Origin of the sequence: Leucobacter allii (assembly GCF_022919155.1) — a bacterium.
Lineage (GTDB): Bacteria > Actinomycetota > Actinomycetes > Actinomycetales > Microbacteriaceae > Leucobacter > Leucobacter allii.
Map to the genome: position 1 here is coordinate 2984096 of NZ_CP095045.1, position 24348 is coordinate 3008443.

The window sequence follows — 24348 nt, forward strand, 5'->3', positions numbered from 1 at the left end:
CGGCAGGACGGCAGCGGGACTTCCGACGGGACTTCCGACGGGCGATGCGGCCGGGGGCGGATACACTGCTGCGGGCGGCCCTCCCGCCCGCCCGCAGTCCCGGCCGGACGCGCACGACGGCCCGAGGAGAAAGACAGGTCCGCGCAGCGATGGCCAACAGCACCCGCAGCATCGGCGTTCGCGACGCCCTCCGCAGCCCGATGCGCCTGAGCCGGGAGGTGCTCGCCGGCATCGTGACCACCCTCGCGCTCGTCCCCGAGGTCATCTCCTTCTCGGTGGTCGCGGGCGTCGACCCGATGGTGAGCCTCGTGGCCTCCGTCGTCCTCGTCCTGGGGATGTCGTTCCTCGGCGGCCGCCCGGGCGTCATCACGGCCGCCGCGGGCTCCGTCGCCCTCGTCGTGGCGCCCATGACGTCGGCGCACGGCACGGAGTACCTCCTCCCCGCGATCGTGCTCGCCGGTCTCATCCAGGTGGTGTTCGGCCTCACGGGGCTCGCCCGGCTGATGCGCTACGTGCCGCGGTCCGTGATGCTGGGCTTCGTCAACGCCCTGGGGATCCTGATCTTCCTCGCGCAGGTCCCGCACGTGCTTCACGGCGGCGGGATCGGCCTCGCGCTGTTCGGGGCGACGCTCGCGATCGTGCTGCTCCTGCCGCGGCTCACGAAGGCCGTCCCCGCGGCCCTCGTCGCCATCGTGGTCGTCACCGCCATCACCATGATCTGGCAGTTGCAGGTGCCCGATGTCGCCGACGAGGGGCGGATCGGCGGCGGACTCCCCGGCCTCACCGAGCTCTCGGTGCCGCTCACCGCCGAGACGCTCGGGATCATCCTGCCGACCGCGGTGAGCGTCGCCCTCGTGGGCCTCATGGAATCGCTGCTCACCGCGAAACTCGTCGACGAGATCACCGAGACGCCGTCGCACAAGGGCCGGGAGTCCTGGGGCCTCGGCGTCGCGAACATCCTCGCGGCGGCCTACGGCGGCACCGGCGGCTGCGCGATGATCGGCCAGACCGTGCTCAACGTGAAGACGAGCGGCGGTCGCACCCGGGTCTCCACCTTCGTGGCCGGGGTGTTCCTGCTCGGCCTCATCACCGCGCTCAGCGATGTGATGGGGCAGATCCCGATGGTCGCGCTCGCCGCGGTGATGATGGTGGTCGCGGTGACGACGGTCGACTGGCACAGCGTCCGCCCGCGCACGCTGCTGCGCATGCCGTTCCCCGAGACGCTCGTGATGCTCGTGACGATCGCCGTCGTCGTGGCCACGGAGAACCTCGCCTACGGCGTCATCGCCGGGGTGCTCCTCGCCATGGTCCTCTTCGCGCGCCGCGTGGCCCATGTCATCACCGTCACCCGGGTCGTCGCTGACCCCGGAGGCGACCCCGCCGGCGCCGACGGTGCCGCCGCCGCGCCGACCGTCCGCTACACGGTGCACGGTCCGCTGTTCTTCGGCAGCAGCAACGATCTCGTCGAGCGCTTCTCGTACGCCGACGATCCGCCTCGCGTCGTCATCGATCTCAGCGCCGCTCAGATCTGGGACGCTTCGACGGTCGCCGCGCTCGACTCGGTGGAGCAGCTCTACGCGCGGCATGGCGCGTCCGTGACCATCGAGGGCCTCGACGAGCGCAGCGACCGCTTCCATCGCCGGCTCACGGGCGAGCTGGGGGCGTGAGCGCCGCTCCCAGCGCGGGCGAGTAGATTGGGATGGTGAAGAGCGATTCGAAGGCACCGCGCCTGCATGCGGTGACGCGACTCCTCGACGGCGCCCCCGATCTCATCGGCCTCGCGGATCCCGAGCAGCCGATGCTCTGGCATCGCGGCGATCGCGGCTGCGTGGGCGTCGGCGAGGTGCTCAGGCTCAGCTTCTCCGGCCCAGATCGCTTCGCCGCCGCGGCGCGGAGCTGGCGCGGGGTCGCCGAAGCCGCGCGGATCGACGATCCCGTGCGGCTGCCCGGCACCGGGCTCGTGGCGCTCGGCACCTTCGCCTTCGACGATGCGAGCGGCGCGGAGAGCGTGCTCGTCGTGCCCCGGCTGCTCGTCGCGCGGCATCGCGACCGCTGGTGGGTGACCGAGATCCGTCGCGTGGACGATCCCGCCGCCACGGACGCTCCGCCGCCCGCGGACGGCACGGGCGCCGCGGCGCTGCCCGCGGCCGCTCCCGAGGGATCGTGGCCTGGCGTCGGCTTCGCCGCGGAGGCCGTGGACGACTACCTGTCGGGTGTCCGCGAAGCGGTGGGGCGCATCGACGACGGCGCCTTCGAGAAGGTCGTGCTCGCCCGTCGCATCCGCGGGGAGCTCCCCGCGGGATCCGATCTCCGGGTGCCGTTGCGCCGCCTGGCCGAGCGCTACCTCGACTGCTGGACCTTCGCGGTGGACGGTCTCGTCGGCGCGAGCCCCGAGACCCTCATCCGCTCGACGGGAGGCGCGGTCTCCGCGCGCGTGCTCGCGGGCACGCGCGGCAGGCATCCCGAGGACGAGGCGCGCGACGCCCGGGCGCGCGACGAGCTGGTGACGAGCGCGAAGGAGCAGCACGAGCACGCCTTCGCGGTGCAGAGCGTGGTGACGGCGCTCGCGCCGCACGTGCGGGACCTCAGCACGAGCGAGGAGCCGTTCCCGCTGCGCCTCCCGAACGTCTGGCACCTCGCGACCGACCTCGGTGCGAGCCTCGACGAGCGCAGCTCGGCGCTCGAGCTCGTCGGTGCGCTGCACCCGACCGCGGCCGTGGCCGGCACACCGACCTCCGCGGCCGTCGCGGCCATCGCGGAGCTCGAGCCGTTCGACCGCGGCCGCTACTCGGGCGCGGTGGGCTGGATCGATGCGGCCGGCGACGGCGAGTGGGTCATCGCGCTGCGCTGCGCGCAGCTCGGCGACCCGCAGCCGGGCTCGGGCGCCCGCGCCGTCGTCGCGAGCGCGGGCGGCGGCATCGTCGCCGGCTCGGATCCCGAGCACGAGCTCGGCGAGACGGTGTCGAAGCTCCGTCCGGTCACCGAGGCGTTCGCCGCATAGCCCGCGGGCCGCCCCTGAGCCCGGCCGCCGCGCCGCTCAGGGCCAGCGCAGTCCGAGCGTCGCCTCGACGCGGGCGCGCTCCGCGGCGACGTCGAAGCCGGGATCGGGCCACCGGGGATCGATGCGCTGCAGCTCGCCGATCACGATCCGCTGCACGGCGGCTCGGGCGTACCACTTCGCGTTCGCCGGGACGACGAACCAGGGCGCGCTCGGCGCGTCGCTGCGCGCGATCGCGGCGCCGAAGGCCTCCATGTAGGCCGCCCAGTGCACCCGCTCCTCGACGTCGCCCGCGTTGTACTTCCAGTGCTTCTCGGGGTCGTCGAGCCGCGAGAGGAGGCGCTCGGCCTGCTCCTCGGGCGAGATGTGCAGCATGATCTTCACGATCCGCCCGCCGTCCTCGACGAAGCGCCGCTCGAAGTCGACGATCGCGCCGTAGCGGCGCTCGATCTCCTCGGGCGGCGCGAGGCCGCGCACGCGCTGGATGAGCACGTCCTCGTAGTGCGAGCGGTCGAACACGCCGATCACGCCGGGGCCGGGCAGTCGGCGCTCGACCCGCCAGAGGAAGTCGTGCGCCCGCTCCTCGGCGGTCGGGGCCTTGAACGCGGTGAGGCGCAACCCGTAGGGCTCGACAAGGGAGAAGACGTGGTTGACGATGCCGCCCTTGCCCGCCGCATCCATGGCCTGGAGCACGACGAGCAGCCGATCCGGCGCGCCGAGACGGCTCTGGGCGAAGAGCTTCTCCTGCAGACCGCGCAGCTCCTGGGCGGCGCGGGCGAGCTCCGCGATCCCGCCTTTCTTGCCCCCGGAGGTCCCCGGTGTCGCTGCCGGATCGACATCGCCGAGGGCGAAGCCCTCACGGACCCGGAGCAGCTCGCCCGGATCCGCCTCCCAGAATGCACCCGACATGCGCCCGCCCTTCCTCGTGGCCGTCACCCCCACTGTAGGGGCAGCGTCCGGCCGGGCGGGAGTCCCCGGGCGGCGCGCATGCCGTCGGAGATGCGGTTTCGGTGCGTCCGCCCGCGCGGATCGCATCTCACCGAAACCGCATCTCCGACCGGGCGCGCGGCGGGATCTCGAGCACCCGCGGTCTTCAGGAGCTCCGCTCGGCCTCCTCGACCCCGCACCAGGAGGCGAGGAACAGCGCCATCGACTGCGTGCAGCGGCGGATCGACTCGATGCTCACCCGCTCGTCGAAACCGTGGATGTTCTCGGACACGGGTCCGTAGACGAGCGTCGGCATGTCCCCGTAGTTCACGAAGACGCGCCCGTCGAGGTATCCGGGGGTCGTGAAGCTCGTGAGCTCGCGGTCGAAGGCCGCGCGGTGCGTCTCCTCGAGCAGGCCCTCGGCGTCGCTCCCGGGCTCGAGCACATAGCCCTCGGCGTAGAAGCCGTCGGGCGTCAGCCCGACCTCGAAGGGCCGGGGCGAGGCGGTGCGCGCGGCCCGCTCGACGCACGCGACGATCTCGCCCCAGGCGTCGTCGGCGGTCGTGCCCGGGTAGGTGGCGACCCGCACCTGCAGCTCGCACCACGCCGGGACGCTCGAGGGCCAGTCGCCGCCGCGGATGCCGCCGATGTTGAAGTTGATGGGGTGGTCGAGATCCTCGAAATAGCGGTGCTCGCTGCGTCGGGCGTTCCAATCGGCCTCGAGCCCGCGGAGCGCCGCGATGACCTCGTACGCGGCATCGATGGCGTTGAAGCCGTTCGCCATCTCGCGCGGGTGCGTGGGGCTCCCGGTCACGCGGACGGTGAACCAGAGCACGCCGACGTTCGCGCGCACGAGAGCGTCCTCCTCCGGCTCGGAGATGATCACCGCGTCCGCCGTGTAGCCGCGCAGCAGCGCCGCGAGCGAGCCGTTGCCGGTGCACTCCTCCTCGACGACCGACTGCAGGTGGACGCGTCCGGTGAGGGAGAGACCGGCCGCGCCGATCGCTTCGAAGGCGAACAGGTTCGCGATGAGCCCGGCCTTCATATCGCCGGCGCCGCGCCCGTACATCCACCCGTCGCGGATCTCGGCGTCCCACGGCGAGCGCGACCACTGCTCCTGGGGCCCCTCGGGCACCACGTCGATGTGCCCGTTGAGGATCAGCGAGCGGCCGACCTCCCGGGCGGGCCGGTACGTGCCGACGACGTTGGTCATGGCGCCGTAGTCGACCGTGGCCCGCCCGAAGCCCGGATGCGCGCGGAGCTCGGGCGAATCGATGGTCCAGCGGTCGATCTCGAGACCGAGCTCCCGGAGTCCGCGTTCGACGAGATCCTGCGCGGGCTCCTCGCCGGCGCGCAGCGACGGCGAGGCGACGAGCTCCGCGGTGCGCTCGAGCTGGGCGTCGAAGCGGGCGTCGACGGCCGCCAGGATGCGCTCGACGATTTCAGTGGGGATCATGGGCGGGGTCCTCTCGGCTCGATGCGGCGGCGGGCGGCGCGGCGCCCGCGATCCGAGCCTAGGCGCGGCCCGCGAGGCGCGGAGTGTCAGAACGCCGCCGATCCCGCCGCCGCCGTGTTGATCCTCACACCTCGGCGATCTCGGCGAGCATCACCGCCGCGATCGCAGCATCCGCGGGCACCGTGACGTCGAGCCCGGTGAGATCCTGGAACGCCCGGAGGCGCTTGAACACGGTGTTGCGGTGCAGGAACAGCTCCTCGCCCGCCTCCTTCACGGAGCCGCGGCGCATGAAGGCGCGGAGGGTCTCTGCGAGCCTGAGGCGCTCCTCGGCCGGGGCGCGGCGCCAGTCCCCCAGGAGCTCCTCCTCGAAGCCCGCGAACAGGGTCAGCGCGCGCTCCTGGAGCAGTGCAGGGAACGCCTCGCGCGCCGAGAGGATCCGGTTCGCCCGGCCGAGCGCGCTGATCCGGCGGGTCAGGGCGGCCGCTGGAGCGAGCGCGGCGACGCCGTGGACGCGGGCGACGCGGGCGCCCGCGACATCGCGGACCGCGAGGGACCAGTCGACGCTCCCGCGCCGAGCCCGGAAGGCGTGGACGAGGTCGTCGTCCTCGTAGACCCAGAGCGCCTGCTCCGCGAGGCTCCGGCGCAGCTCCTCCGCGACGCCGTCGGAGGCGAGCGAGACGAGCTCGTACCGCTGCTCGAACGGCAGCGCGAGGGTCTCCGCCGCGGCGCGCAGCTCCTCCTCCGCGGCGGCCCCCGAGAAGATGCGGGCGAGGGCGCGCTCGCGGGCGGTCCGATGGAAGCGCGCCATGGTCTGCGTCTCGTCGAGGAACGCGGCCTGCACCTCCGTCGCGTATCCCTCGACGACGGTGAGCACGCGCTCGCCGCCGGCGACGAGCGCGTCGACGAGGTCGGGCTGGGCAGCCCGGTGCAGCGCGCGCCAGAGCAGGCGGAAGTTGATCCTGACCCCTTCCGCGAATTGCTCGACCCGCATGCCCTGGCGCGCCCGCCGCCGCCCGAGCGCCTCGGGGAACGCGGAGGACGCAGCCCCTTCGGGATCGGCGAGTCGGTCGAGGAAGAGGTCGAAGGCCTGCAGCGCGGTGCGCTCGATGTCCGCCTGCGGCACCTCGCCGTCCGCGTAGCCGCCGTGCGTCCGCAGTTCGTCGAGGAACTCCGCGAGCAGCTCGGGGATCTGCGCGCGGACGCGATCGAGCAGCTGCGCCCATCCGGTGTCTGACATGCCTTCATTCTCGCGCGTCCGCTCCGCCGCGCGCTCCGCCGCCGTTCGTTCGGCCGCCAGGCGCTCCGCCGCCAGCCGCTCCGCCGCCGTTCGTTCGGCATTCAGACGCTCCGCCGCCAGCCGCTCCGCCGCCGCACACTCCGCCGCCGCACGTTCCGTGACGGATGCGGCGTCCGTGAGCCCTCAAACGCGAATCACGACTCACCGAAGCCGCATCACCGACCGAACGTGCGGTCTTCACGCGTTCCGCGCCCCCGCGCCCTCCGCCGCCGCGCGTTCCGTGAGGGATGCGGCGTCCGTGAGCCCGCAAACGGCGAATGCTGCTCACCGAAGCCGCATCCACGACCGAACGTGCGGGGCGGCGCGCACACGCGGAGCGGGGCGCACACGCGGAGCGGGGCGGCGCGAGGCGCGCGGGCACGGAGGCAGGCAAGACCGGAGCGGCGAGCCGAGGCGCACGCAGCAGGCGGGCCCGCGCCGGCCACGCATCAGGCCGCACCGGCGGCGGGCCTGCCTGAGCCGATACTGCGTCAGTCCGCAGGAGCAGGAGCAGGAGCAGGAGCAGGAGCAGGAGCAGGAGCAGGAGCAGGGTCCGCGAGCACGACCTCGACGAGCACGGGGCCCGCGACGGGCTCGGTGAGCAGCCGGTCGAGCTCGCCGCGGTTCTCGGCGCGCCGGTACTCCCAGCCGTAGGCGGCGGCGAGCGCGGACAGCTCGGCGTGCTGCGGCGTGCGCATCACCCGCTCGAAGGCGGCGGGCGGGGCCGAGGCCGCGACCTCGAGTCCGTCGAAGATGGTGCCGCCGCCGTCGTTGCCGACGACGACCTGGATGCGCGGCCGCGACTCCGCCGCGGGCAGGAGCAGCGAGCCGGCGTCGTGCAGCAGCGCGAGGTCGCCGATCACGAGCCGCACGGTCCCGGCAGCGCGCACGGGGTCGGGATCGGACTGCGCCGCGTCGGCGATGCCGAGGGCGGTCGCCACGGTGCCGTCGATGCCCGCGAGGCCGCGGTTCGCGTGCACGAGGGCGCGGCGGGCGGGCGCGAGGCCGTCGAGCACCCGAACGAGCCGCGAGGCCGCGAGCACGAGCCGGTCGTGCGGCCAGGTGGCCCGCCACACGCGCTCGACGAGCATCGCCCGCGTGACCGGTTCGCGCAGCGCCGCGACCTCGGCCCGGGCGAAGGCGTTGCGCTCCTGGTAGCCGGTCGCGCGCGCGGCGTCGAGGTCGGGCTCGTGCGCGGTGCTGCGCGCGCGCTGCAGGGCGCGGTCGGCGACGACCCAGGCGCCCAGCCAGCGCCGGAGCGCGGCCGCGTCGTGGTCGTCGGCGACGCGGGCCTCGCGCACCACGCGGGCGGAGCGGCTCGGATCATAGTGATCGACGCCCGGACCGGCGTGCGGGTCGACGACCACGACGTCCACGTCGTCGCGGCGCAGCAGGGCGGGCACCTGGCGGGTGAGCGTCGGGTGGCCGAAGACGATCGCCTGCTCCACGAGTCCGCCGACGGCGGGGTCGTCGATGAGGCTCGCGTACGCGGCGATCGCCTCGCGCCCGAAGCGGGCACCGCTGACGACCTCGGCGAGGAGCGGGATCCCGGCGGCGTGCGCGAACGCCTCGGCCTCGGGGCCGGCACCGGCTCCCGCGATCGCGACGGCGAGCACGTCACCGCGGTGGACGTATGCGCGGTCGGGCACATGAGCGGCGCCATCGGCATCGGCCCGATCCGCATCGGCACCCGTGCCGATACGAGCACCAGCACCCACGCCATGCGACGCCGCGCGAGTCGCGCGAGCCTGCCCGCCCTCGGCCGCGGCCTCCGCGAAGCCGCGGGCGATCATGCCGTCGAACCCCGCGGTGCCGGACAGCGGCTCCCGGAACGCGAGGTTGAGCTGCACGGGCCCAGCGGGCGCTCCGCCCGATGCTCCGAGCGCGGCCGCGAGCGCCATGCGCGCGAGCGCGCCCGGGTCTCGCCCCGAATCGCGCGCGAGGTCGCCGTCCGGACCGTAATCCGGCGCCGGCACGTCGCGCACGAGCCGCGCGACGGGGCCGAAGAGCTCGGCCTGCCTGGTGGTCTGGTTCGAACGGATCCCGCGGAGCTCCGTCGGTCGGTCCGCGGTGAGCAGCAGGAGCGGGATCCGAGCCTCGTGCGCCTCGAGCACCGCGGGGCCGAGGTTCGCGACCGCCGTCCCGCTCGTCACGATGACCGGTGCGGGGAGCCCGGTCTCGCGAGCGATCCCGAGGGCGAAGAAGGCGGCCGAGCGCTCATCGAGCCGCACGTGGAGGCGCACGGCGCCGGCGGATTCGGCCGCCGCGGCGGCGAGCGCGAGCGCCTGCGAGCGGGAGCCCGGGCACACGACCGCGTCGCGGACGCCGCGGCGGATGAGCTCGGCCAGCAGCTCGACGGCGAACATCGAGGCGGCGGCCGGCCTCGGCGCCCCGCTCACTGCGCGGCCGCGTCGCCGTCGGCGCGTTTGCCGGGCTCCCCGGGCGCCGCCGGGCCATCCGCCTGATCGCCCTCGGCGTCGGGCTCGGCGGGCGAATCGGCCGTCCCCGCGTCGGAAGCTCCGGACGCCGCGCCGCCGGGCGCGGGACCCTGCGGCCGGACGCCCCCGGGATCGGCCGTCTCCGATGCGGGATCGGCGCCCGATCCCGGGCGCTCGCCGGGGAAGGTCTCGTTGTCGAGCTCGCGGAGGCGCTCCTCGAGATCGCGCATGTGCGTGTCGAGGTCGCTGCTCGACATCCGCGTGCCGGCGAAGCGCGGATCGTCGTCCGGCGCGGGCCTCGCCCGACCCGGCGCGGCGGCCGATCCCTTGCCCACGAAGAACCACAGGATGCCGCCGACCACGGGCAGCACGACGATGAGCACCACCCAGACGGGCTTGCCCACGCCCCGCGCGCGCGATCCGTCGGTCATCGCCGCATCGACGAGCGCATACAGCGTGAATGCCACGGCGATGACGATCCCGATAATCACGAATCGCACCATACCGTCATCGTACCCGTCCCACCAGGGAGCCGGCCGTCCGCGGCTGCCGTGCGGGCGGCGGAGCCCGGGCCCAGGCTCCGCGGGTACACTCGAGCGGGTGAAACGCACCCGCTCCGCCTGGATCACCTACACGGTTCTGCGACTCGTCTTCTTCGCCGTGCCGTTCGCCCTCGTCTACGTGCTGGGCCTGGCGCTGCGGTTCTCCATGATGACGGCCGCGCTCGTCGCCGCGGTCTTCGCCGCGCTCATCGGCATCTCGCTCTCGGTGCTGCTGCTCTCGAAGCCGCGGAGCATCGCCGCGGAGAGCATCCACGACTGGCGCAACCGGGATCGCACCGCCGACGACATCGCCGAGGATGCGGCGCTCGACGGCGACGCCGAGATCCGCCCGGAAGCAGCGACGGAGGACGCGGCGGCGGAGGACACGGCGGCGGATGACGCGGCGGAAGTCGCGGCAGCGGGACACGCAGCTGCGGAAGATGCGGCAGCGGAACACACAGCTGCGGAAGGCGCGACAGCGGGAGACGCAGCGGCGAGCCGCGGGCGGACGGCGGCCGACGCGGATCCCGACGCGCGCGCCTGACTCCCCCAAACGCATGACGCCCGCGCGCACCTGACTCCCGCACGCGCAGGAATCCCGCATGCGCAATGGCGTATGTTGGTTCCCAGGGTGTGGCGTCGCTCGCGTCGCCGGCCCTGCGCCGCCGGTGTCGATCGCGCATCGGGGCCGGACTCGAGGGGAGCGCAACGTGACGGTGTTCGACGGAGTGCTCGCCCGGAGGCTGACCGGGGTCATCGCCGCAACGGGTGCGGGCGCGCTGCTGCTCGCCGGGTGCTCCGCGAGCGGGTCCCTGCTCGCCGGCGAGGGCGCTGACGACGGCTGCACGGCCGTCGTCGTCGCGACCTCCTCCGAGAAGGTCAACCTCATGGAGGACCTCGGAGCGCAGTTCAAGGAGTCCGCGGAGCACGAGGGGCTCGAGCAGTGCGCCACCGTGCACGCCGTCAACGTGGCCTCGGGCAAGGCGGCGGAGTACCTCTCCGATTCGACCGAGGAGTGGGCCCTCGGCGCGGACACCGCTCCGACCGTGTGGTCGCCGGCGTCGACCGTCTGGACGGACCGCGTCGCCTCGATCGCCGGGGAGGGCGTCGTCGCCGGGGCTGAGAGCTTCACCAAGACGCCCGTCGTGTTCGGCATGCCCGCGTCGATGGCGCGCGCGCTCGACTACCCCGAGCAGCCCATCAGCATCGCCGAGATCCGCGATCTCATCGCGGACCCGGAGGGGTGGGGCGCGGTCGGCAAGCCCATCTGGGGCTCCTTCAAGATCGCCAAGACGAACCCCAACAGCTCGACCACCGGCATGTCGACGCTGCTCATGCAGGCCTACGCGGCCTCGGGGAAGTCGGAGGGACTCACCGCGGAGGACGTCGCGGCGGCCGAGGACTTCTCCCGCACCTTCGAATCGGGCGCCATCCACTACGGCGACACGACCGGCAAGGTGCTCCAGAACCTCGCCGACAAGACCTCGGGCGGCGGGTCCTCCTACGTGAGCGCGATCGCGCTCGAGGAGACCTCGCTCTACAACTACAACATCGGCAACCCCGACTCGCACACGGTGCAGCCGGGCGAGACGCTGACCCCGCCGGACGAGAAGCTCGTCGCCGTCTATCCCGAGGAGGGCTCGCTCTGGAGCGACAACCCCGCGGTCGTGCTCGGGGCGGACTGGGTGACCCCGGAGCAGCGGGCGGCCTCGGAGGCCTTCGTCGCGTTCCTGCACACGCAGGCGGCCCAGGAGACGCTGCCGGAGTACGGCTTCCGACCCCTCGACGACGAGATCGACGTCAGCGCGACGCTGAACGAGGATGTCGGCATCGATCCCGCGCAGCCGGCGACCTCGCTGCCGCAGCCGGATCCGGCGGTCGTCTCCGCCGCGATCGACCAGTGGGCGACGATCCGCAAGCCCTCGGCGGTGCTGCAGCTCATCGACATCTCGGGCTCCATGGACGAGAGCATCGGCGAGGGCCGGAGCCGCCTCGACGGCGCGATCGAGGGGTCGACGACGACGCTCGGCCAGGTGCGCTCGACCGATGAGATCGGCGTCTGGGCGTTCACGACCGGGATCTCCTCCGAGATCGACGGCGCCGAGACGCCGGGCATCGGCGTGGTCCGCGAGTTCTCGACCCTCGGCGGCGACAAGGAGGGGCTCCGCATGAGCATCGAGGACCTCGCGAACAGCCAGCGCGCCGGCACTCCGATGTACGACGCCATCGCGACCGCGTACGACTACATGCAGGGCCACGCCGAGCCGGGGCGCATCAACGCGATCGTGGTGCTCTCGGACGGCGAGGACACCGACTCGACGACGCGGCTCGACACCCTGATCCAGCGGATCAACGCGGATCAGCAGGAGGGCGGCAACGACCAGCCGGTGCGCATCTTCGCGATCGCCTACTCGAACAACGCCGACGTCGACTCCCTGCAGCGCCTCGCCACGGCCTCGGGCGGCCAGGTCTTCGATGCGACCGATCCGCAGAAGATCACGGAGACCTTCCAGTCCGTGATGAACAACTTCTAGGCTGGCAGCGTGGGATGCTTCAGGAGGGCGCGGAGCGCGGGGCTCGCCGGCCTCGCGCTCGCCGGCGCGCTGCTGGCGGCCGGCGCCCCCGGCGCGCTCGCCTCGCCGGCCCACGCGGCCTCGAAGGCGGGGCGGATCGCCCAGAGCTGCGGCGAGCAGCCGGTCTGCCTGGTCGACGGGGCCTCCGTCGAGAACGCGGCGGAGCTGGGCTCCGCCCTCCCCGAGGGCGTGCGTGTCGTCGTCATCCCGCAGCCGGACCAGGCGCAGAGCGTGCCCTCGAGCACGATCGCCGCGGAGCTCCGGAGCGCGACCGGCGCCGAGACCGTGATCGTGATCGAGGACCGGGCGACGGATCGCTTCGCCGTCTCCTCCGCGGGCGATGCCGCCGCGATCACGGAGGCGCTCTACTCCCAGGGCGCGAGCGACGGCGGCACGGCCGTCGCCGCGATCCGGGACGAGCTCGTCCCCGCGGCCGGAGCGGACGCCCCCGATGCCGCGATCGGCGCGGGCGCCGGCATCATCGCGGGCGCCGCGCTCGCGGTCGCGGCCGTCGCTGCGGGCGCCGTCTGGCTGATCCTGCGGCGCCGTCGCCGGCGCGAGCGGACGGCGTTCGCCATCTCGGCGAAGCTCGAGAAAGAGCTCGCCGCGGCGCTCGACGGCGAGGACGGCGCCTACGTCTCGGAGGCCGTCGACGCGCTCGAGGAACTGACCGGGGCCTACCCCGACCTCGGCGAACGGATCGCGGCGCTCGCCCAGCACGTCTCGGAGCTCTTCGTGCGGGTGCGCCGCCGCGGCACGGATCAGCAGATCCGCCTGCTGCAGTCGCAGTACAAGGACACGCTGTCGAAACTGCTCAAGGCGCTGCACGAGGACTACTACGGCGACATCCTGCGCAATCCCCAGTACTGGAGCAACCCGGAGGCGCGTCTCGCCGAGGTGCGGCGTGCCGTCGAGTCCGTCGATCAGCAGGCCGTCGAGAACATCCGCCAGGTGAACGAGTCGCGCGACCTCGAGTTCAAGGTCGCGCTCGACTCCCTGATCAAGACCGTCGCCGAGGCCAAGCTCTCCGACGTCTACCCCGACCGCGAGTCCTGAGATTCCCACCCCACCCCGAAGGAGCCGAACGATGTCCGAAGAGCAGGAGACCGTCGCCATCGACTTCGCCGCGCTGATCGAGCCGGGCGACACACCGAGCGCGGAGGTGCCGGGCACCCCGCTGGAGGCCGCCATCGCCGAGGCCCCGGACGACGGGGTCGAGGTGCGGCGGCCCGAGGACGCCGCGTTCAAGTTCCGCAGCCTGCTCACGGCGCAGCAGCGCGCCGACCTCGAGCGGGGCGCACCCGTGCTCGCCAGGAAGTTCGCCGACGACGTCAATCAGATCGTCACCTTCGGCGGGCCGATCATGGAGAAGATGAACAGCGCCTCCGTGCAGCTGCTCGAGGCGCAGCGCCAGATCAAGGTGCCCGAGGCCGACGCCATCGTCAACGACATGCTGCGCACCATGGACGGCTTCGAGAAGAAGTGGCGGTCGCAGAAGCTCGAGGACGCCGTGAACACCGTCGTCGGCTGGTTCAAGAAGGGCCGCTACACGCTGACGACGATGGTGCGAGAGTCGAAGCCGATCTCCGACAAGATCGACCTCGCCGAGGTGAAGCTGCAGGAGATGGAGACCTCCCTCGCCGACAACATCGCCCGCGGCCAGCTGCTGCACCGGCAGACCCTCGAGCACATGGACGACGTCGTCGCCGTGCTCGCGGCGCTCGAGCAGGTCATCGAGGTGCTGCGCGGCGACTTCGACGAGGCCGACGCGGCGCTGCGCGGCGCCGAGGCCGCGGGGGCCGAGTCCGTCGCGTACCGCGGTGAGACCATCGCGGTGAGCGAGCTGCGCGAGATCCATGCGAACCTGTCATTCGTGCTCTCCGAGACCGAGAAGTCGTGGGCCGACTGGCGCTCGCAGTTCTTCCTCGGCTTCGCGCACGCCCCGGCGACGCGCAACCTCATCGTCACGACCTTCGCGCTCCGCCGGCGCCTCGCGACCTTCCGCACCATGGGCCTGCCCTCCGCCCGTCGCTCGCTCGCCATGTGGCAGCAGGCGGCCTTCGCACGGGAGGGCAGCGAGATCGGCGACGCGGTGCAGGACGGCACGAACAAGCTCATCCAGAGCGCCTTCGCGGAGACGGCGCAGTCCGTCGAGGCGATCGCGAACGCGGCTCAGGCGCCCGTCATCTCGGAGGACACGATCTGGGCCGTGATCGATTCCGTGAAGGCGCAGTGCTCGGCGATCGTCACGGCGGACAAGGCGGGGCGGGCCCTGCGCGCACGCAACCTGCAGGCGCTCGAGCGCGGCGAGCGCACGATCGAGGACGCGGTCGTGCTCGCGCAGCGCTCCCTGGCCGACGCGAGCCGGCCGGGCGGCGCACCGGCCCCCGCCGCGGCCGGTGCCGACCCGGGCGATGCGGGCGACGACCTCCTCAACCGCCTCACGAGCTGAGACCGGCTCCGAGGCCGGCTCAGAAGGCGAAGCCGACGCCGAGCAGGATGCCGTAGGCGAGGGCCGCGAAGCTCGTGAGCTGCAGCACGAGGATGAGCTCGCGCGGCGTCCTGCCCCAGAGCACGATGAGCACGGCGGGCACGACGAGCAGCAGCACGAACCACACCAGGACCATGCCGGGGTTCACGAAGCCGAAGAGCAGCGGCACCGCGAACGGCAGCAGCACGCAGAGGATGTAGAGCACGCGGGAGGCGGTCGCGCCGATCCGTACGGAGAGCGTCCGCTTCCCCGCGAGCCGATCGGTCGGGATGTCCCTGAGGTTGTTCACCACGAGCACGGCGACCGCGAAGAGCCCGACCCCGGCCCCCGCGAACCAGGCCTCCTGGGTCTGCACGTCGCTCTGGAGGTACACGGTGCCGACCGTCGCGACCAGGCCGAAGAAGATGAAGACCATTACCTCGCCGAGCCCCGCGTACCCGTAGGGGCGCTTCCCCCCGGTGTAGAACCACGCGGCGAGGATCGCGAGCACGCCGAGCGCGAGGAACCACCATCGCCCGCTGAGCACCACGGCCGCGAGGCCGCTGATCGCCGCGAGGGCGAAGAAGCCGAGCGCCAGCGCGAGCACGCGCTTCGGCTCGACGAGCCCCGAACCGGTGAGCCTGGCGGGGCCGACTCGGAAGTCGTCGGTGCCGCGGATGCCGTCGGAGTAGTCGTTCGCGTAGTTCACGCCGATCTGCAGGAACACGGCGACCGCGAGCGCGAGCAGCGAGAGCGGCCAGGAGAAGTCGCGCACCATGTGGGCGATGCCGGCGCCCGCGGCGACGGGCGCGACGGCGAGCGGCAGGGTGCGCAGTCGCGCGCCGCCGACCCAGTTCCGCCAGGTGATCCGCGGCTGCCCGCCCGCCGCGGTGATTCGTGCGGCGGCCGCCCGCACCGCGGGGTTGCCGGAGCGGCGGCGATCCTTGGCCTGATTCACGCGTTCTCCTCCTCGTTCGGGGACCGTCGGGTGGCGGGGTCGGCAGGGCCGCCGCCGCGCGCCTGGCGGAAGCTGTCGCGCACTCGGCCGATCCAGGCGGTGAGCGCCGCGAGATCGGGTTTGCCTCCCGCAAGGCGCGGGATCGCGTCGGTCTCGGTCGCCCACAGCGGCGCGGCCGCTGCGCCGAGGCGTTCGCGGAGCGCGGCGCGCACCTCGGCGAAGGGCAGCGCCCCCGGCTCGGTCTCGACGACGAGGCCGGCCCGCTCGCCCCACTCGGGATCGGGGACGGCGAGCGCGACCGCCGTGGACCAGCCGGGGAGCTCGCGCGCGACCCGCTCGATCTCGTCGAGGGAGACGTTCACCCCGCCGGAGATGATGACGCGATCGAGGCGCCCCGTCACGGTGAGCATGCCGCCGAGGAGCTCGCCGGCGTCGCCCGTGCGGTACCAGCGCACCGGTCGGCCCGCACGGTCGGCCTCGGTGAGGAAGCGCTCGGCCGTGAGCGCCGGGTCGCCGACGTAGCCGAGCGCCAGTGAGGGCCCCGCCAGTTGCACCTCGCCCGCGCGGATCCGCACGCGCGTGTCCCCGATCTCGACGCCGTCGTAGACGCAGCCGCCCGCCGTCTCGGTCATGCCGTAGCTGCGCCGGAGCGCGACGCCGCGCTCGTGCGCCCGCCGGCGGAGCACGAGGGAGACGGACTGGCCGCCGACGAGGACCGCGTCGAAGCGCGCCAGCGCGTCGGCGGCGTCGCGATCCTCGTCCGCGAGGTCGAGCAGTCGCGACAGCTGCACCGGCACGAGGGAGACGTAGCGGCGCTCGGCCTCCATCGTCTCCGCGGCGGCGAGCAGCGCCCCGGGGTCGAAGGGGCCGTCGACGAAGACCGGGGGCAGCCCCGCGATCTCGCTGCGGATGAGCATCTGGATCCCGGAGATGAGGTGCGCGGGGAGCGAGACGAGCCACCGGCCCGGGCCGCCGAAGCGCTCGTGCGTGGCGTCGGCGCTCGCGCGCAGCGCCGACGCCTCGAGCGCGACGGCCTTCGGAACGCCGCTCGAGCCGGAGGTGCGGACGACGAGGGCGGTGCCCGCGGGCAGCTCCGCCTCCTGCAGGCGGGCGACCGCGTCGGGATCGGTGCCCGCGGGGACGGGGAGCACCGGTGCGCCGCCGGCGAGCGCGTCGCCGAGGGCGGCCATGAGCCATGCGCGGTCGTCGGTCGGGATGGCGCGGAGCCCGTGCGGAGCAGTCACCCCTCCAGGCTACTCGCTGCGCCCGGGCGGGGCGCCGCCCGGGCGCAGCTCCCCCGGCGCGGCCCGGCTTCGAATCCGCCCGGAGTCGCGGGAATCGACGGTCGCGGCGTGCGCGACCGCCCTACGCTGGGAGTCATGAACTGCCCCACGGATGGAACGACCCTGCTCATGAGCGAGCGGCAGGGGATCGAGATCGACTACTGCCCCCAGTGCCGGGGGATCTGGCTCGACCGCGGCGAGCTCGACAAGCTCCTCGAGCGCGCCCAGGCCGAGGCCGCGACCTTCGCCGAGCCGCAGCAGCCCCCGGCCGCCGCCGGGCCCGCGGCGACGTACGGCGCGCCGGAACCGGCGCGGCCCGTCGCCGAGCCGCGCTTCGAGGAGCGCAGGGACACCGGGTACGGCGCGGATCCCCGCGACCGCGACCGGGGCTTCGACCGCGGGTACGACGACGACCGGCGGTACCGCGAGCGCTCGCGAGAGGACTCCCGGTCGGACGGCTACCGATCCGACGGGTACCGATCGGACGATCCGCGCTACCGGGGGCGGCGCAAGAAGAGCCCCTTCGACTTCCTCGGCGACATCTTCGACTGACCCGGAGGCCGCCGCGGCCGTGGTCGCCGCCGCGGGTGCCGCCGCGGCGACCACGCGTCGCTCGGGAGCCGCGCCCGTCAGGAACCGCGGCGCGTTCGGCGATGGATGAGCGCCGTCGCCACGGCGATCGCGGAGCCGATGATCGTGTCGAGGACGCGCTCCCCCGCGGTCGCGACGAGGTCGCCCCCGGTCGCCGCGCCGCTGATGAGCAGCACGAGCGGCGTGATGAAGACGAGGGCGAGCGCGTAGTTGCGCACGACGACGAGCTCGATGCAGAACTGCAGCACCACCAGCATGAGCACGAGCGCGGCCGGCTGCGCCCCGAGCGGTGAGATGACGAGGAACAGCACGGCGCCGACGAGGGTGCCGACCGTGCGGTGCAGTCCGCGGGCGAGCGAATGGCGTCGCACGGCGCTCAGACCGATCACCGCGACGCCCGTGGAGACGGTCCAGTAGGCGCGGTGCGGGTCGATCCAGAGCACGGTCACGACGGTTCCGAGGACCGCGACGATGAGGATGCGCAGGAGGAGCTCGCGCTCCTGCGGCCCGATCCAGGGACCGGGGAGCAGCTCGCCGAGCGGCCGGACCGGCTTCGCGCGCTCCGCGGCGCGCAGCAGCGGCGCGAGGGCGACGAGGATCGAGAACAGCGCCCCGCCGGCCACCGCGGCGAGGAGCACGAGCGGCGGATGCAGCCGCGCGCTGTCGACGACCATCGTGATGTTCGCGGCGAGCCCGTAGCTCAGCACGAAGAAGACCGGCCCGGGCGGGCCGAGCCGGAAGGCGAAGGCGAGCAGCCCCGTGACGGCGGCGACCGCCACGAGCCCGAGGGCGACGGCGAGCGGCCACGGCGCGAGCAGCACGCCGAGCCCGCAGCAGGCGAGGAGGGCGAGGGCGACGAAGGGCAGCACCTTGCCGCGTTCGGCGGCGGATCGATCGGCGGCGAAGAGCGCCACGAATGCGCCGGCCGCGGTCTGCAGCCCGATGTCCTCGTGGCCGAGCGCGGTGAGCACGCCGAAGGGCGCGCCGATCGAGAGGGCCGCGCGCACCGCGATCCAGACCCGCGGGCCGGGGCCCGCCGGCATCTCGACGAGGCTGCGGACCGCCTTGATCACCGCGGTCGGCGGGTTCAGCCGTCGACCCCCGGTCCCGTCGTCCGCCGTTCCCGCCTCCGCCATGCGCGCGCCACCCCTCTCCTCAGAGCATCCGCGTCCATTCTCCCAGGCGGGCGGACCCGTCCCCGCCCGCGGGCGCGGAACGCGCGGCGAGCGCATCCGGAGGCCGCGCCGCCGCGTGCACGCGCGCCGCGCGTCGCGCCTCGCGAGGACGACGTTCAGGCCGCGGCGTCCGCGGCCTCCTCGAGGTCCACGTCGAACGCCGCGCCGGTCACAGCGCGGATCTCCGCGATCCCCTGCCCCGGTGCGAGGCGGCGCAGGACGAGCGAGCCGTCGCGCACGTCGAACACGGCGCGGTCGGTGATGATGCGGTCGACGACGCCGACCCCCGTGAGGGGCAGCTCGCAGCGCTCCACGATCTTCGGTGCGCCGTCCTTCGCGACGTGGTCCGTGATCACGATCACGCGGGGCGTGCCGGCGACGAGGTCCATGGCGCCGCCCATGCCCTTGACCAGCTTGCCCGGGATGGTCCAGTTGGCCAGATCGCCGTTCCCGGCGACCTGCAGCGCGCCGAGGATGGCCGTCTGCACGTGCCCGCCGCGGATCATGCCGAAGGAGGTCGCCGAGTCGAAGATCGAGGCGCCGGGCACGAGCGTGACCGTCTGCTTGCCGGCGTTGATGAGGTCCGCGTCCTCCTCGCCCTCGAACGGGAACGGCCCCATGCCGAGGATCCCGTTCTCCGACTGCAGCATCACGCTCACCCCCTCGGGCAGGTGATTGGCGACGAGGGTCGGGATGCCGATCCCGAGGTTCACGTACTGGCCGTCCTGCAGTTCGGCGGCCGCGATCGCGGCCATCTCATCGCGACTCCACACGGTCATGCCGCCTCTCCGTTCGCGGCGGCCCGCGGGCGCACCGTCCGTTGCTCGATGTCCTTGGTGCCGTCGAGGACGGCGACCCAGCGCTGCACGAACACCCCGGGGGTGTCCACCCGCTCGGGGTCCAGATACTCCGCGCTCGGCCGCTCGACCTCGGCGATGGTCGTCCGCCCCGACATCGCGACGAGCGGATTGAAGTTGCGCGCCGTGAGCCGGTAGCGGAGGTTCCCCTCCGCATCGCCTGTGTCGGCGCGCACGAGGGCGACGTCCGCGACGATCCCGCGCTCGAGGATCGCGCGTCGGCCGTCGAACTCCGCCTCGGGCTTGCCCTCGGCCACGGGGGTGCCGACGCCCGTCGGCGTGTAGAACGCGGGGATGCCGGCGCCGCCGGCCCGCAGCCGCTCGGCGAGCGTGCCCTGCGGCACGAACTCGACCTCGAGCGCGCCCGAGAGGTACTGCTCGGCGAACAGCTTGTTCTCGCCGACGTAGGAGCCGAGCACCTTGGCCACCTGACGGTTCTCGAGCAGCAGGCCGAGTCCCTTGCCGTCGACGCCCATGTTGTTGGAGACGATCGTGAGGTCCGTCGCCCCCGTGTCGCGCAGCGCGCGGATGAGGTTGTGCGGGATCCCGCACAACCCGAAGCCGCCCACCGCGATCGTCATGCCGTCCCGCACCGTGTCGGCGAGCGCCTCCGCCGCGCTGCCGTATGCCTTCGAAGCCACACCGCTTCCCTTCTCGTCCAGATAGCGGAGCATCCGCCGCGTGCCTCAGAGGCTAGGTCGGCGCGGTGCATCGCTGCAATGGCGAGGATCGTGTGGCGCGGTAATCGCTCGCATGATGATCGCTCGATGGGCTATCGTTCACGATATGGACGGATCGATCCCCGGCGCCCAGGTCGTCGGCCGGGTCGCGGCGGTGCTGCGCGCGGTCAGCGCGGAGATGCCCGCGGGGCTCGGCACCACCGCGGTCGCCGCCGCGGCCGGACTCACCCGGCCGACGGCGCACCGCCTGCTCGCCGCGCTCGCGGGCGAGGGCTTCGTGGACCGCGACCGGCGCACGGGGCACTGGATGCTCGGCCCCGAACTCTTCGTGTTCGGCACCATCGCGGCGGAGCGCTACGACGTCACCGAGCTCGCGCGGGAGCACGTCGACGCGCTCGCGGCGGCGACCGGCGAGAGCGCGTTCTTCTCGGTGCGGCGCGGCGGGGAGACCGTCTGCCTGCTCCGCGCCGACGGCAGCTTCCCCATCCGCTCCTTCGTGCTGTACGAGGGGAAGCGCTTCCCGCTCGGGGTCGCCTCCGCGGGACTCGCGATCCTCGCCTATCTCCCGCCGGAGGCCGTGGACCGCTATCTCGCCGCCGCAGCGCTCGCGGGGGAGTTCGGCGAGGCCCATGCCGAGGCCGGGATCCGCCGGCGCATCGCCGAGACCCGGCGGACGGGCTACGCCGTGAACCCCGGACTCGTCGTCGAGGGCAGCTGGGGCATGGGCGCCGCGGTCTTCAACTCGGCCGGGCAGCCGGTCTGGGCGCTCAGCCTCACCGGCATCGCGGCGCGGTTCGCCCCGGAGCGCCGCGCCGAGCTCGGGGAGCTGCTGCTCGAGCACGCGCATCGGCTCGGGCGGCGCCTCGGCCCCTGATCCGCCCGGCTGCTGAGCCGCTGGGCAACTGAGCCGCCCGGCTCGCTCAGATCCGCCCGGACCCCGATCCGCCGGGCCCGATCCGACCCGCTCGGGCCCCGATCCGCCGGGCCGGCTCCGATCCACTCAGCGCGCGGCGATCCGTTCGGCGCCGATCCGTTCAGCGACGATGCGCCGGAGGGCGGCGAGCGAGAGCTCCACCGAGGCGACGTCGATGCGCTCGTCGTTGCCGTGCACGCCCTCGCGGTAGCGCTCGTAGCTCCAGCCGGGTCCGAGGATGCCGTAGCCGTACGCGGGGATGCCGAGCTCGCGGAGCACACGCGCGTCGGAGCCGCCGGCGGCCATGATCGGCACCGTCGGGGCGGCCGCGACGGCAGCGACGGCGCGCTCGATCGCGGCGTACAGGGGCGTGTCGGGGCTCGATGAGGTGGCCGCCCAGCCGCGCAGGTGGCGGATCTCGACCCCGCTCGCGAGCTCGCCGAGCACCGCCCGGAGGAGCTCGTCGACCTCCGCGTCGCTCGTGCCGGGGAGCGTGCGGATGTCGAGGTCGATCGTGCCGAGGGGCGGGATGACGTTGTGCGTCTTGCCGGCGCGCAGCACCGTCGGCGAGATGGTGACGCGGGAGACCGCGTGCGCGTAGCCCGCGATGCCGCCGAGCAACGGCAGCGCCGCATCGAGACGCACCGGGTCGCGCAGGCGCTCCGCGAGCTCGGGATCGTCGATCCGGGCCGCGACGAAAGCGTCCCAGAGCTCCCCGAGCTCGGCCGCGGGCATCACCTCGCCGAGACGCTGCAGCACCTCGCCGACGCGGTACGCGGCGCTCGTCGCGCCATAGGGGATCGAGGCGTGACCCGGTTTGCCGTGGATCACGAGGCGGCGGCCCGCCGAGCCCTTCTCGGCGACCTCGATCGCGACGTGGCGCCCCATGCGCATGCCGCCGGACTCCGAGATCGCCTCGGTGACGCGCACGGCCTCCGGATGCTCGCGCACGAGCCAGTGGATGCCGTGCTCGCCGCCGGCCTCCTCGTCGGCCACCGCGAGCAGCACGAGGCCGCCGCGGGGCCGCTCCGGGGCGAGGGCGAGCTCGCGGACCACGGTCGCGAAGACCGCCGTGAGGTAGAGCATGTCGACGGCGCCGCGACCCCACACCTCGCCGTCGATCAGCTCGCCGCCGAAGGGGTTGCGCGTCCAGCCGTTCGGGTCGACCGGCACGACGTCGAGATGGCCGAGCAGCCCGAGCACCGGCGCGGCGTCGTCCGTGCCGCGCACGCGGGCCACGAGCGAGGCGCGTCCGGGCGCCGCTTCGAAGACGTGCGTCTCGAGACGCCCTGCGGCGATCGCGGGCGCCAGGAAGCGCTGCAGCACGCGCACCGCCCGGATCTCCTGACCCGAGCCCGGGGTGCCGTCGTTGACGCAGCCCGCGCGGATCAGCTCCTGCAGCAGCGCGACGGCATCGGCCGCGGGGCCCGTGGGCGCCGTTTCCTCCTCGAACGGCTCGACCCGCTCAGACACGGGACGCCTCCGCCGCTGCGGCGCGCTCGATGGAATCGAGGATCGCCTCGGCGCCGGCGCGGTACACCTCGATGCCGCTGATCGCGAGCAGCCGATCCCGGTGCGCGGAGACGAGCGGGAACGGGGAGAGGTCGACCGCGCCGAAGGTACTGATCCACGGGATCGAGCCGTCTCGTGCGGCATCGGCGCGCGCCATGACCTCCTGCGCCAGGGCGGCGCTCTGCGCGAGCGCGAAGCCCGAGATCGCGGCGTAGGCGCGGATGAGCGCGTCCCCCGCGAGTCCGCCCGCGCTGAGCTCGGTGAGGATGAACTCGTCGGCGGCGACATCCCCGGGGCCGACCGGATCGATCACGGCGCCCTCCGCTCCGATGGAGGGGTGCTCGAGGCTCAACTCCGCGACCCTGAGCAGATACGCCTCCAACCGGTCCCGCCAGCCCCCCGGTGCGGCCGCGGCATCGCGCGCGGCCGCACCGGCGAGCACGTCGAGTGCGGCGCGAGTGAGATCGTCCTTGTTGCGGAAGTGCCGGTACATGGCCGTCGCATCGACGCCGAGCGCCTCGCCGAGGCGCTTGAAGGTGATGCGGGAGCGCGGATCGGTGCGCGCGAGCTCGAGCAGCGCGTCGACGATCACGCGACGATCCAGTCTCCCGCGCTGCGATCGACCTGATCCGCTCATCCCTGCTCCTGTCGGCGTCCGCGGCGGGATGCTCCTCCGCCGCCTCGTTTCAGTGTATCCCGCGCGCTCCGCGCCCCATCCCTCCCCTCTCTCCCCTCCCGTCCCCCTCTCTTTACCTCCCCCTCCTCTCCCCTCCCCGCCTCCGAATCCGAGTCGCTCGCGCAGGGTGATCCACCGCGACACCCTGCGAAAGCGACCCGGATCACGGCGATAGCCGCACACCTGTGGTGCAATGGAGCGGTGACCACACGCAGCGCCGCCGCCCCCGAGCCGCTCGCGGATCGCGCGGCGATCCCGCTCCGCCCCCTCGCCCTCGTCTTCAGGCTGGTCTCGCTCGCCGGCATCCTGCTCGGCGTCGTGCGCATCACCGGGATCTTCACCCCGAACCCCACGTGGAGCGCGCTCCTCTACTACACCGTGCTGAGCAATCTGCTCTGCCTCGTGTGGGTCGTCCTCCTGATCATCCGCACGGTGCGGGATCTGCGCACCGACGGGCCGCGCGGCACCTCGACGCCCTCCGCGAGATGGAGCGCGGCCGTGATGATGGCGATCTCGGTCACGATGGCGATCTATCTCATCGTGCTCGTCCCGATGACCTTCGTGCAGGGCAACGGCTACGAGCCGTTCACGCTCACGGACAACCTCATCCACATCATCACGCCGTGCCTGCTGATCCTCGACTGGCTGCTGTTCGTCCCGAAGGGGCGGGTGCGCGGCGGCGATCCGATGCGCTGGACGCTCATCCCGATCGCGTACCTCGTGTTCGCGCTCGTGTATGGCGGCTTCGGCGGCGAGTTCGCCCCGGGAGTGCACTACCCGTACCCGTTCCTCGACGTCGCCGCGCTCGGCGTCGCCGGCGTCGCGAGCTGGATCGTCGTGCTCGCGGTCGCGCTCATCGCGCTCGGCTACGTCTACCTCGGCCTCGATCGGCTGCTCGCGCGCCTCGTCGCGCGCGGCTGACGCGGCGCGCTGCCGGCGGTGCGACGCGGGCGGCGCGGTGCGGGCGGCGCGGTGCGGGCGGCGCGGTGCGGTGCGACGCGCTGCCGGCAGCGCGGCTGAGGC

The 24348-nt window shown here is 73.5% G+C and carries 21 protein-coding genes; 9 read left to right on the forward strand and 12 right to left on the reverse strand.

All coding sequences use genetic code 11. The features are described from left to right. Positions 1 to 149 precede the first annotated feature (149 nt). Both MUN78_RS13820 and MUN78_RS13825 read left to right on the forward strand, forming a co-directional pair. Complete coding sequence (locus MUN78_RS13820; RefSeq protein ID WP_244727170.1) at positions 150 to 1667, forward strand: SulP family inorganic anion transporter; 1518 nt, start codon at positions 150 to 152, stop codon at positions 1665 to 1667. A 32-nt stretch (positions 1668 to 1699) separates the two neighbouring features. Continuing rightward, the gene (locus MUN78_RS13825) at positions 1700 to 3001 is read left to right on the forward strand and encodes an isochorismate synthase (RefSeq protein WP_244727172.1); all 1302 of its coding nucleotides are present in this window, start codon (positions 1700 to 1702) and stop codon (positions 2999 to 3001) included. Between the two features lie 36 nt (positions 3002 to 3037). On the opposite strand, the gene MUN78_RS13830 is transcribed toward MUN78_RS13825, so the two are convergent. The 5 genes from MUN78_RS13830 to MUN78_RS13855 form a co-directional block, all read right to left on the reverse strand. Continuing rightward, a complete protein-coding gene (locus tag MUN78_RS13830; protein ID WP_244727174.1) occupies positions 3038 to 3907 on the reverse strand; it encodes a PPK2 family polyphosphate kinase in 870 nt (289 codons plus the stop codon). A 184-nt stretch (positions 3908 to 4091) separates the two neighbouring features. Next, positions 4092 to 5381: an ArgE/DapE family deacylase gene (locus MUN78_RS13835; RefSeq protein WP_244727175.1), complete on the reverse strand. Its 1290-nt coding sequence runs from the start codon at positions 5379 to 5381 to the stop codon at positions 4092 to 4094. A gap of 124 nt (positions 5382 to 5505) precedes the next feature. Continuing rightward, the gene (locus MUN78_RS13840) at positions 5506 to 6618 is read right to left on the reverse strand and encodes a PucR family transcriptional regulator (RefSeq protein ID WP_244727177.1); all 1113 of its coding nucleotides are present in this window, start codon (positions 6616 to 6618) and stop codon (positions 5506 to 5508) included. A gap of 530 nt (positions 6619 to 7148) precedes the next feature. Next, positions 7149 to 9023, reverse strand: a complete 1875-nt coding sequence (menD, locus tag MUN78_RS13850) for a 2-succinyl-5-enolpyruvyl-6-hydroxy-3-cyclohexene-1-carboxylic-acid synthase (RefSeq protein ID WP_244730103.1) — start codon at positions 9021 to 9023, stop codon at positions 7149 to 7151. 29 nt (positions 9024 to 9052) lie between these two features. Further along, positions 9053 to 9598, reverse strand: a complete 546-nt coding sequence (locus MUN78_RS13855; protein WP_244727179.1) for a PLDc N-terminal domain-containing protein — start codon at positions 9596 to 9598, stop codon at positions 9053 to 9055. Between the two features lie 97 nt (positions 9599 to 9695). Here MUN78_RS13855 and MUN78_RS13860 point away from each other — a divergent pair, with 97 nt between their 5' ends. From MUN78_RS13860 to MUN78_RS13875, 4 genes are all read left to right on the forward strand, one after another. After that, positions 9696 to 10181: a DUF4229 domain-containing protein gene (locus MUN78_RS13860; protein ID WP_244727180.1), complete on the forward strand. Its 486-nt coding sequence runs from the start codon at positions 9696 to 9698 to the stop codon at positions 10179 to 10181. 166 nt (positions 10182 to 10347) lie between these two features. Next, complete coding sequence (locus MUN78_RS13865; protein ID WP_244727182.1) at positions 10348 to 12171, forward strand: substrate-binding and vWA domain-containing protein; 1824 nt, start codon at positions 10348 to 10350, stop codon at positions 12169 to 12171. A gap of 9 nt (positions 12172 to 12180) precedes the next feature. Beyond that, a complete protein-coding gene (locus MUN78_RS13870) occupies positions 12181 to 13266 on the forward strand; it encodes a hypothetical protein (protein WP_244727184.1) in 1086 nt (361 codons plus the stop codon). A 31-nt stretch (positions 13267 to 13297) separates the two neighbouring features. Next, complete coding sequence (locus tag MUN78_RS13875; RefSeq protein WP_244727186.1) at positions 13298 to 14662, forward strand: toxic anion resistance protein; 1365 nt, start codon at positions 13298 to 13300, stop codon at positions 14660 to 14662. Positions 14663 to 14681: 19 nt separating this feature from the next. On the opposite strand, the gene MUN78_RS13880 is transcribed toward MUN78_RS13875, so the two are convergent. Next, on the reverse strand, positions 14682 to 15638 hold the full coding sequence (locus tag MUN78_RS13880; RefSeq protein WP_244727188.1) for a 1,4-dihydroxy-2-naphthoate polyprenyltransferase: 957 nt from the start codon (positions 15636 to 15638) through the stop codon (positions 14682 to 14684). Beyond that, positions 15635 to 16882, reverse strand: a complete 1248-nt coding sequence (locus tag MUN78_RS13885) for an AMP-binding protein (RefSeq protein ID WP_244727190.1) — start codon at positions 16880 to 16882, stop codon at positions 15635 to 15637. The genes MUN78_RS13880 and MUN78_RS13885 overlap by 4 nt, the downstream gene beginning before the upstream one ends. A 135-nt stretch (positions 16883 to 17017) precedes the next feature. On the opposite strand from MUN78_RS13885, the gene MUN78_RS13890 reads away from it, so the two are divergent. Continuing rightward, positions 17018 to 17473 (forward strand): TFIIB-type zinc ribbon-containing protein, encoded by a 456-nt coding sequence (locus MUN78_RS13890; RefSeq protein ID WP_244727191.1) that lies wholly within the window; start codon positions 17018 to 17020, stop codon positions 17471 to 17473. Positions 17474 to 17550: 77 nt separating this feature from the next. Here the strand turns inward: MUN78_RS13890 and MUN78_RS13895 are convergent, their stop codons facing one another. The 3 genes from MUN78_RS13895 to MUN78_RS13905 form a co-directional block, all read right to left on the reverse strand. After that, complete coding sequence (locus MUN78_RS13895; RefSeq protein WP_244727193.1) at positions 17551 to 18648, reverse strand: FUSC family protein; 1098 nt, start codon at positions 18646 to 18648, stop codon at positions 17551 to 17553. Between the two features lie 155 nt (positions 18649 to 18803). Continuing rightward, on the reverse strand, positions 18804 to 19466 hold the full coding sequence (locus MUN78_RS13900) for a CoA transferase subunit B (protein ID WP_244727195.1): 663 nt from the start codon (positions 19464 to 19466) through the stop codon (positions 18804 to 18806). Next, on the reverse strand, positions 19463 to 20125 hold the full coding sequence (locus tag MUN78_RS13905; protein ID WP_244730104.1) for a CoA transferase subunit A: 663 nt from the start codon (positions 20123 to 20125) through the stop codon (positions 19463 to 19465). The genes MUN78_RS13900 and MUN78_RS13905 overlap by 4 nt, the downstream gene beginning before the upstream one ends. A gap of 205 nt (positions 20126 to 20330) precedes the next feature. Between MUN78_RS13905 and MUN78_RS13910 the strand changes: the two genes are divergently transcribed. Further along, positions 20331 to 21098: an IclR family transcriptional regulator gene (locus tag MUN78_RS13910; protein WP_244727196.1), complete on the forward strand. Its 768-nt coding sequence runs from the start codon at positions 20331 to 20333 to the stop codon at positions 21096 to 21098. A 126-nt stretch (positions 21099 to 21224) separates the two neighbouring features. On the opposite strand, the gene MUN78_RS13915 is transcribed toward MUN78_RS13910, so the two are convergent. Together MUN78_RS13915 and MUN78_RS13920 are read right to left on the reverse strand one after the other, a co-directional pair. After that, the gene (locus MUN78_RS13915; protein WP_244727198.1) at positions 21225 to 22610 is read right to left on the reverse strand and encodes a M20/M25/M40 family metallo-hydrolase; all 1386 of its coding nucleotides are present in this window, start codon (positions 22608 to 22610) and stop codon (positions 21225 to 21227) included. Next, on the reverse strand, positions 22603 to 23286 hold the full coding sequence (locus MUN78_RS13920) for a TetR/AcrR family transcriptional regulator (RefSeq protein ID WP_244691583.1): 684 nt from the start codon (positions 23284 to 23286) through the stop codon (positions 22603 to 22605). Before MUN78_RS13920 ends, MUN78_RS13915 begins: the two co-directional genes overlap by 8 nt. Before the next feature lie 240 nt (positions 23287 to 23526). On the opposite strand from MUN78_RS13920, the gene MUN78_RS13925 reads away from it, so the two are divergent. Continuing rightward, complete coding sequence (locus MUN78_RS13925; protein WP_244727200.1) at positions 23527 to 24246, forward strand: Pr6Pr family membrane protein; 720 nt, start codon at positions 23527 to 23529, stop codon at positions 24244 to 24246. Positions 24247 to 24348 lie beyond the last annotated feature (102 nt).

Coding starts and splice junctions, on each gene's coding strand:
- MUN78_RS13820 (WP_244727170.1), top strand. CDS start 150: ATGGCCAACAGCACCCGCAGCATCGGCGTTCGCGACGCCCTCCGCAGC.
- MUN78_RS13825 (WP_244727172.1), top strand. CDS start 1,700: ATGGTGAAGAGCGATTCGAAGGCACCGCGCCTGCATGCGGTGACGCGA.
- MUN78_RS13830 (WP_244727174.1), bottom strand. CDS start 3,907: ATGTCGGGTGCATTCTGGGAGGCGGATCCGGGCGAGCTGCTCCGGGTC.
- MUN78_RS13835 (WP_244727175.1), bottom strand. CDS start 5,381: ATGATCCCCACTGAAATCGTCGAGCGCATCCTGGCGGCCGTCGACGCC.
- MUN78_RS13840 (WP_244727177.1), bottom strand. CDS start 6,618: ATGTCAGACACCGGATGGGCGCAGCTGCTCGATCGCGTCCGCGCGCAG.
- menD (WP_244730103.1), bottom strand. CDS start 9,023: ATGTTCGCCGTCGAGCTGCTGGCCGAGCTCATCCGCCGCGGCGTCCGC.
- MUN78_RS13855 (WP_244727179.1), bottom strand. CDS start 9,598: ATGGTGCGATTCGTGATTATCGGGATCGTCATCGCCGTGGCATTCACG.
- MUN78_RS13875 (WP_244727186.1), top strand. CDS start 13,298: ATGTCCGAAGAGCAGGAGACCGTCGCCATCGACTTCGCCGCGCTGATC.
- MUN78_RS13890 (WP_244727191.1), top strand. CDS start 17,018: ATGAACTGCCCCACGGATGGAACGACCCTGCTCATGAGCGAGCGGCAG.
- MUN78_RS13895 (WP_244727193.1), bottom strand. CDS start 18,648: ATGGCGGAGGCGGGAACGGCGGACGACGGGACCGGGGGTCGACGGCTG.
- MUN78_RS13900 (WP_244727195.1), bottom strand. CDS start 19,466: ATGACCGTGTGGAGTCGCGATGAGATGGCCGCGATCGCGGCCGCCGAA.
- MUN78_RS13905 (WP_244730104.1), bottom strand. CDS start 20,125: ATGACGATCGCGGTGGGCGGCTTCGGGTTGTGCGGGATCCCGCACAAC.
- MUN78_RS13910 (WP_244727196.1), top strand. CDS start 20,331: ATGGACGGATCGATCCCCGGCGCCCAGGTCGTCGGCCGGGTCGCGGCG.
- MUN78_RS13920 (WP_244691583.1), bottom strand. CDS start 23,286: ATGAGCGGATCAGGTCGATCGCAGCGCGGGAGACTGGATCGTCGCGTG.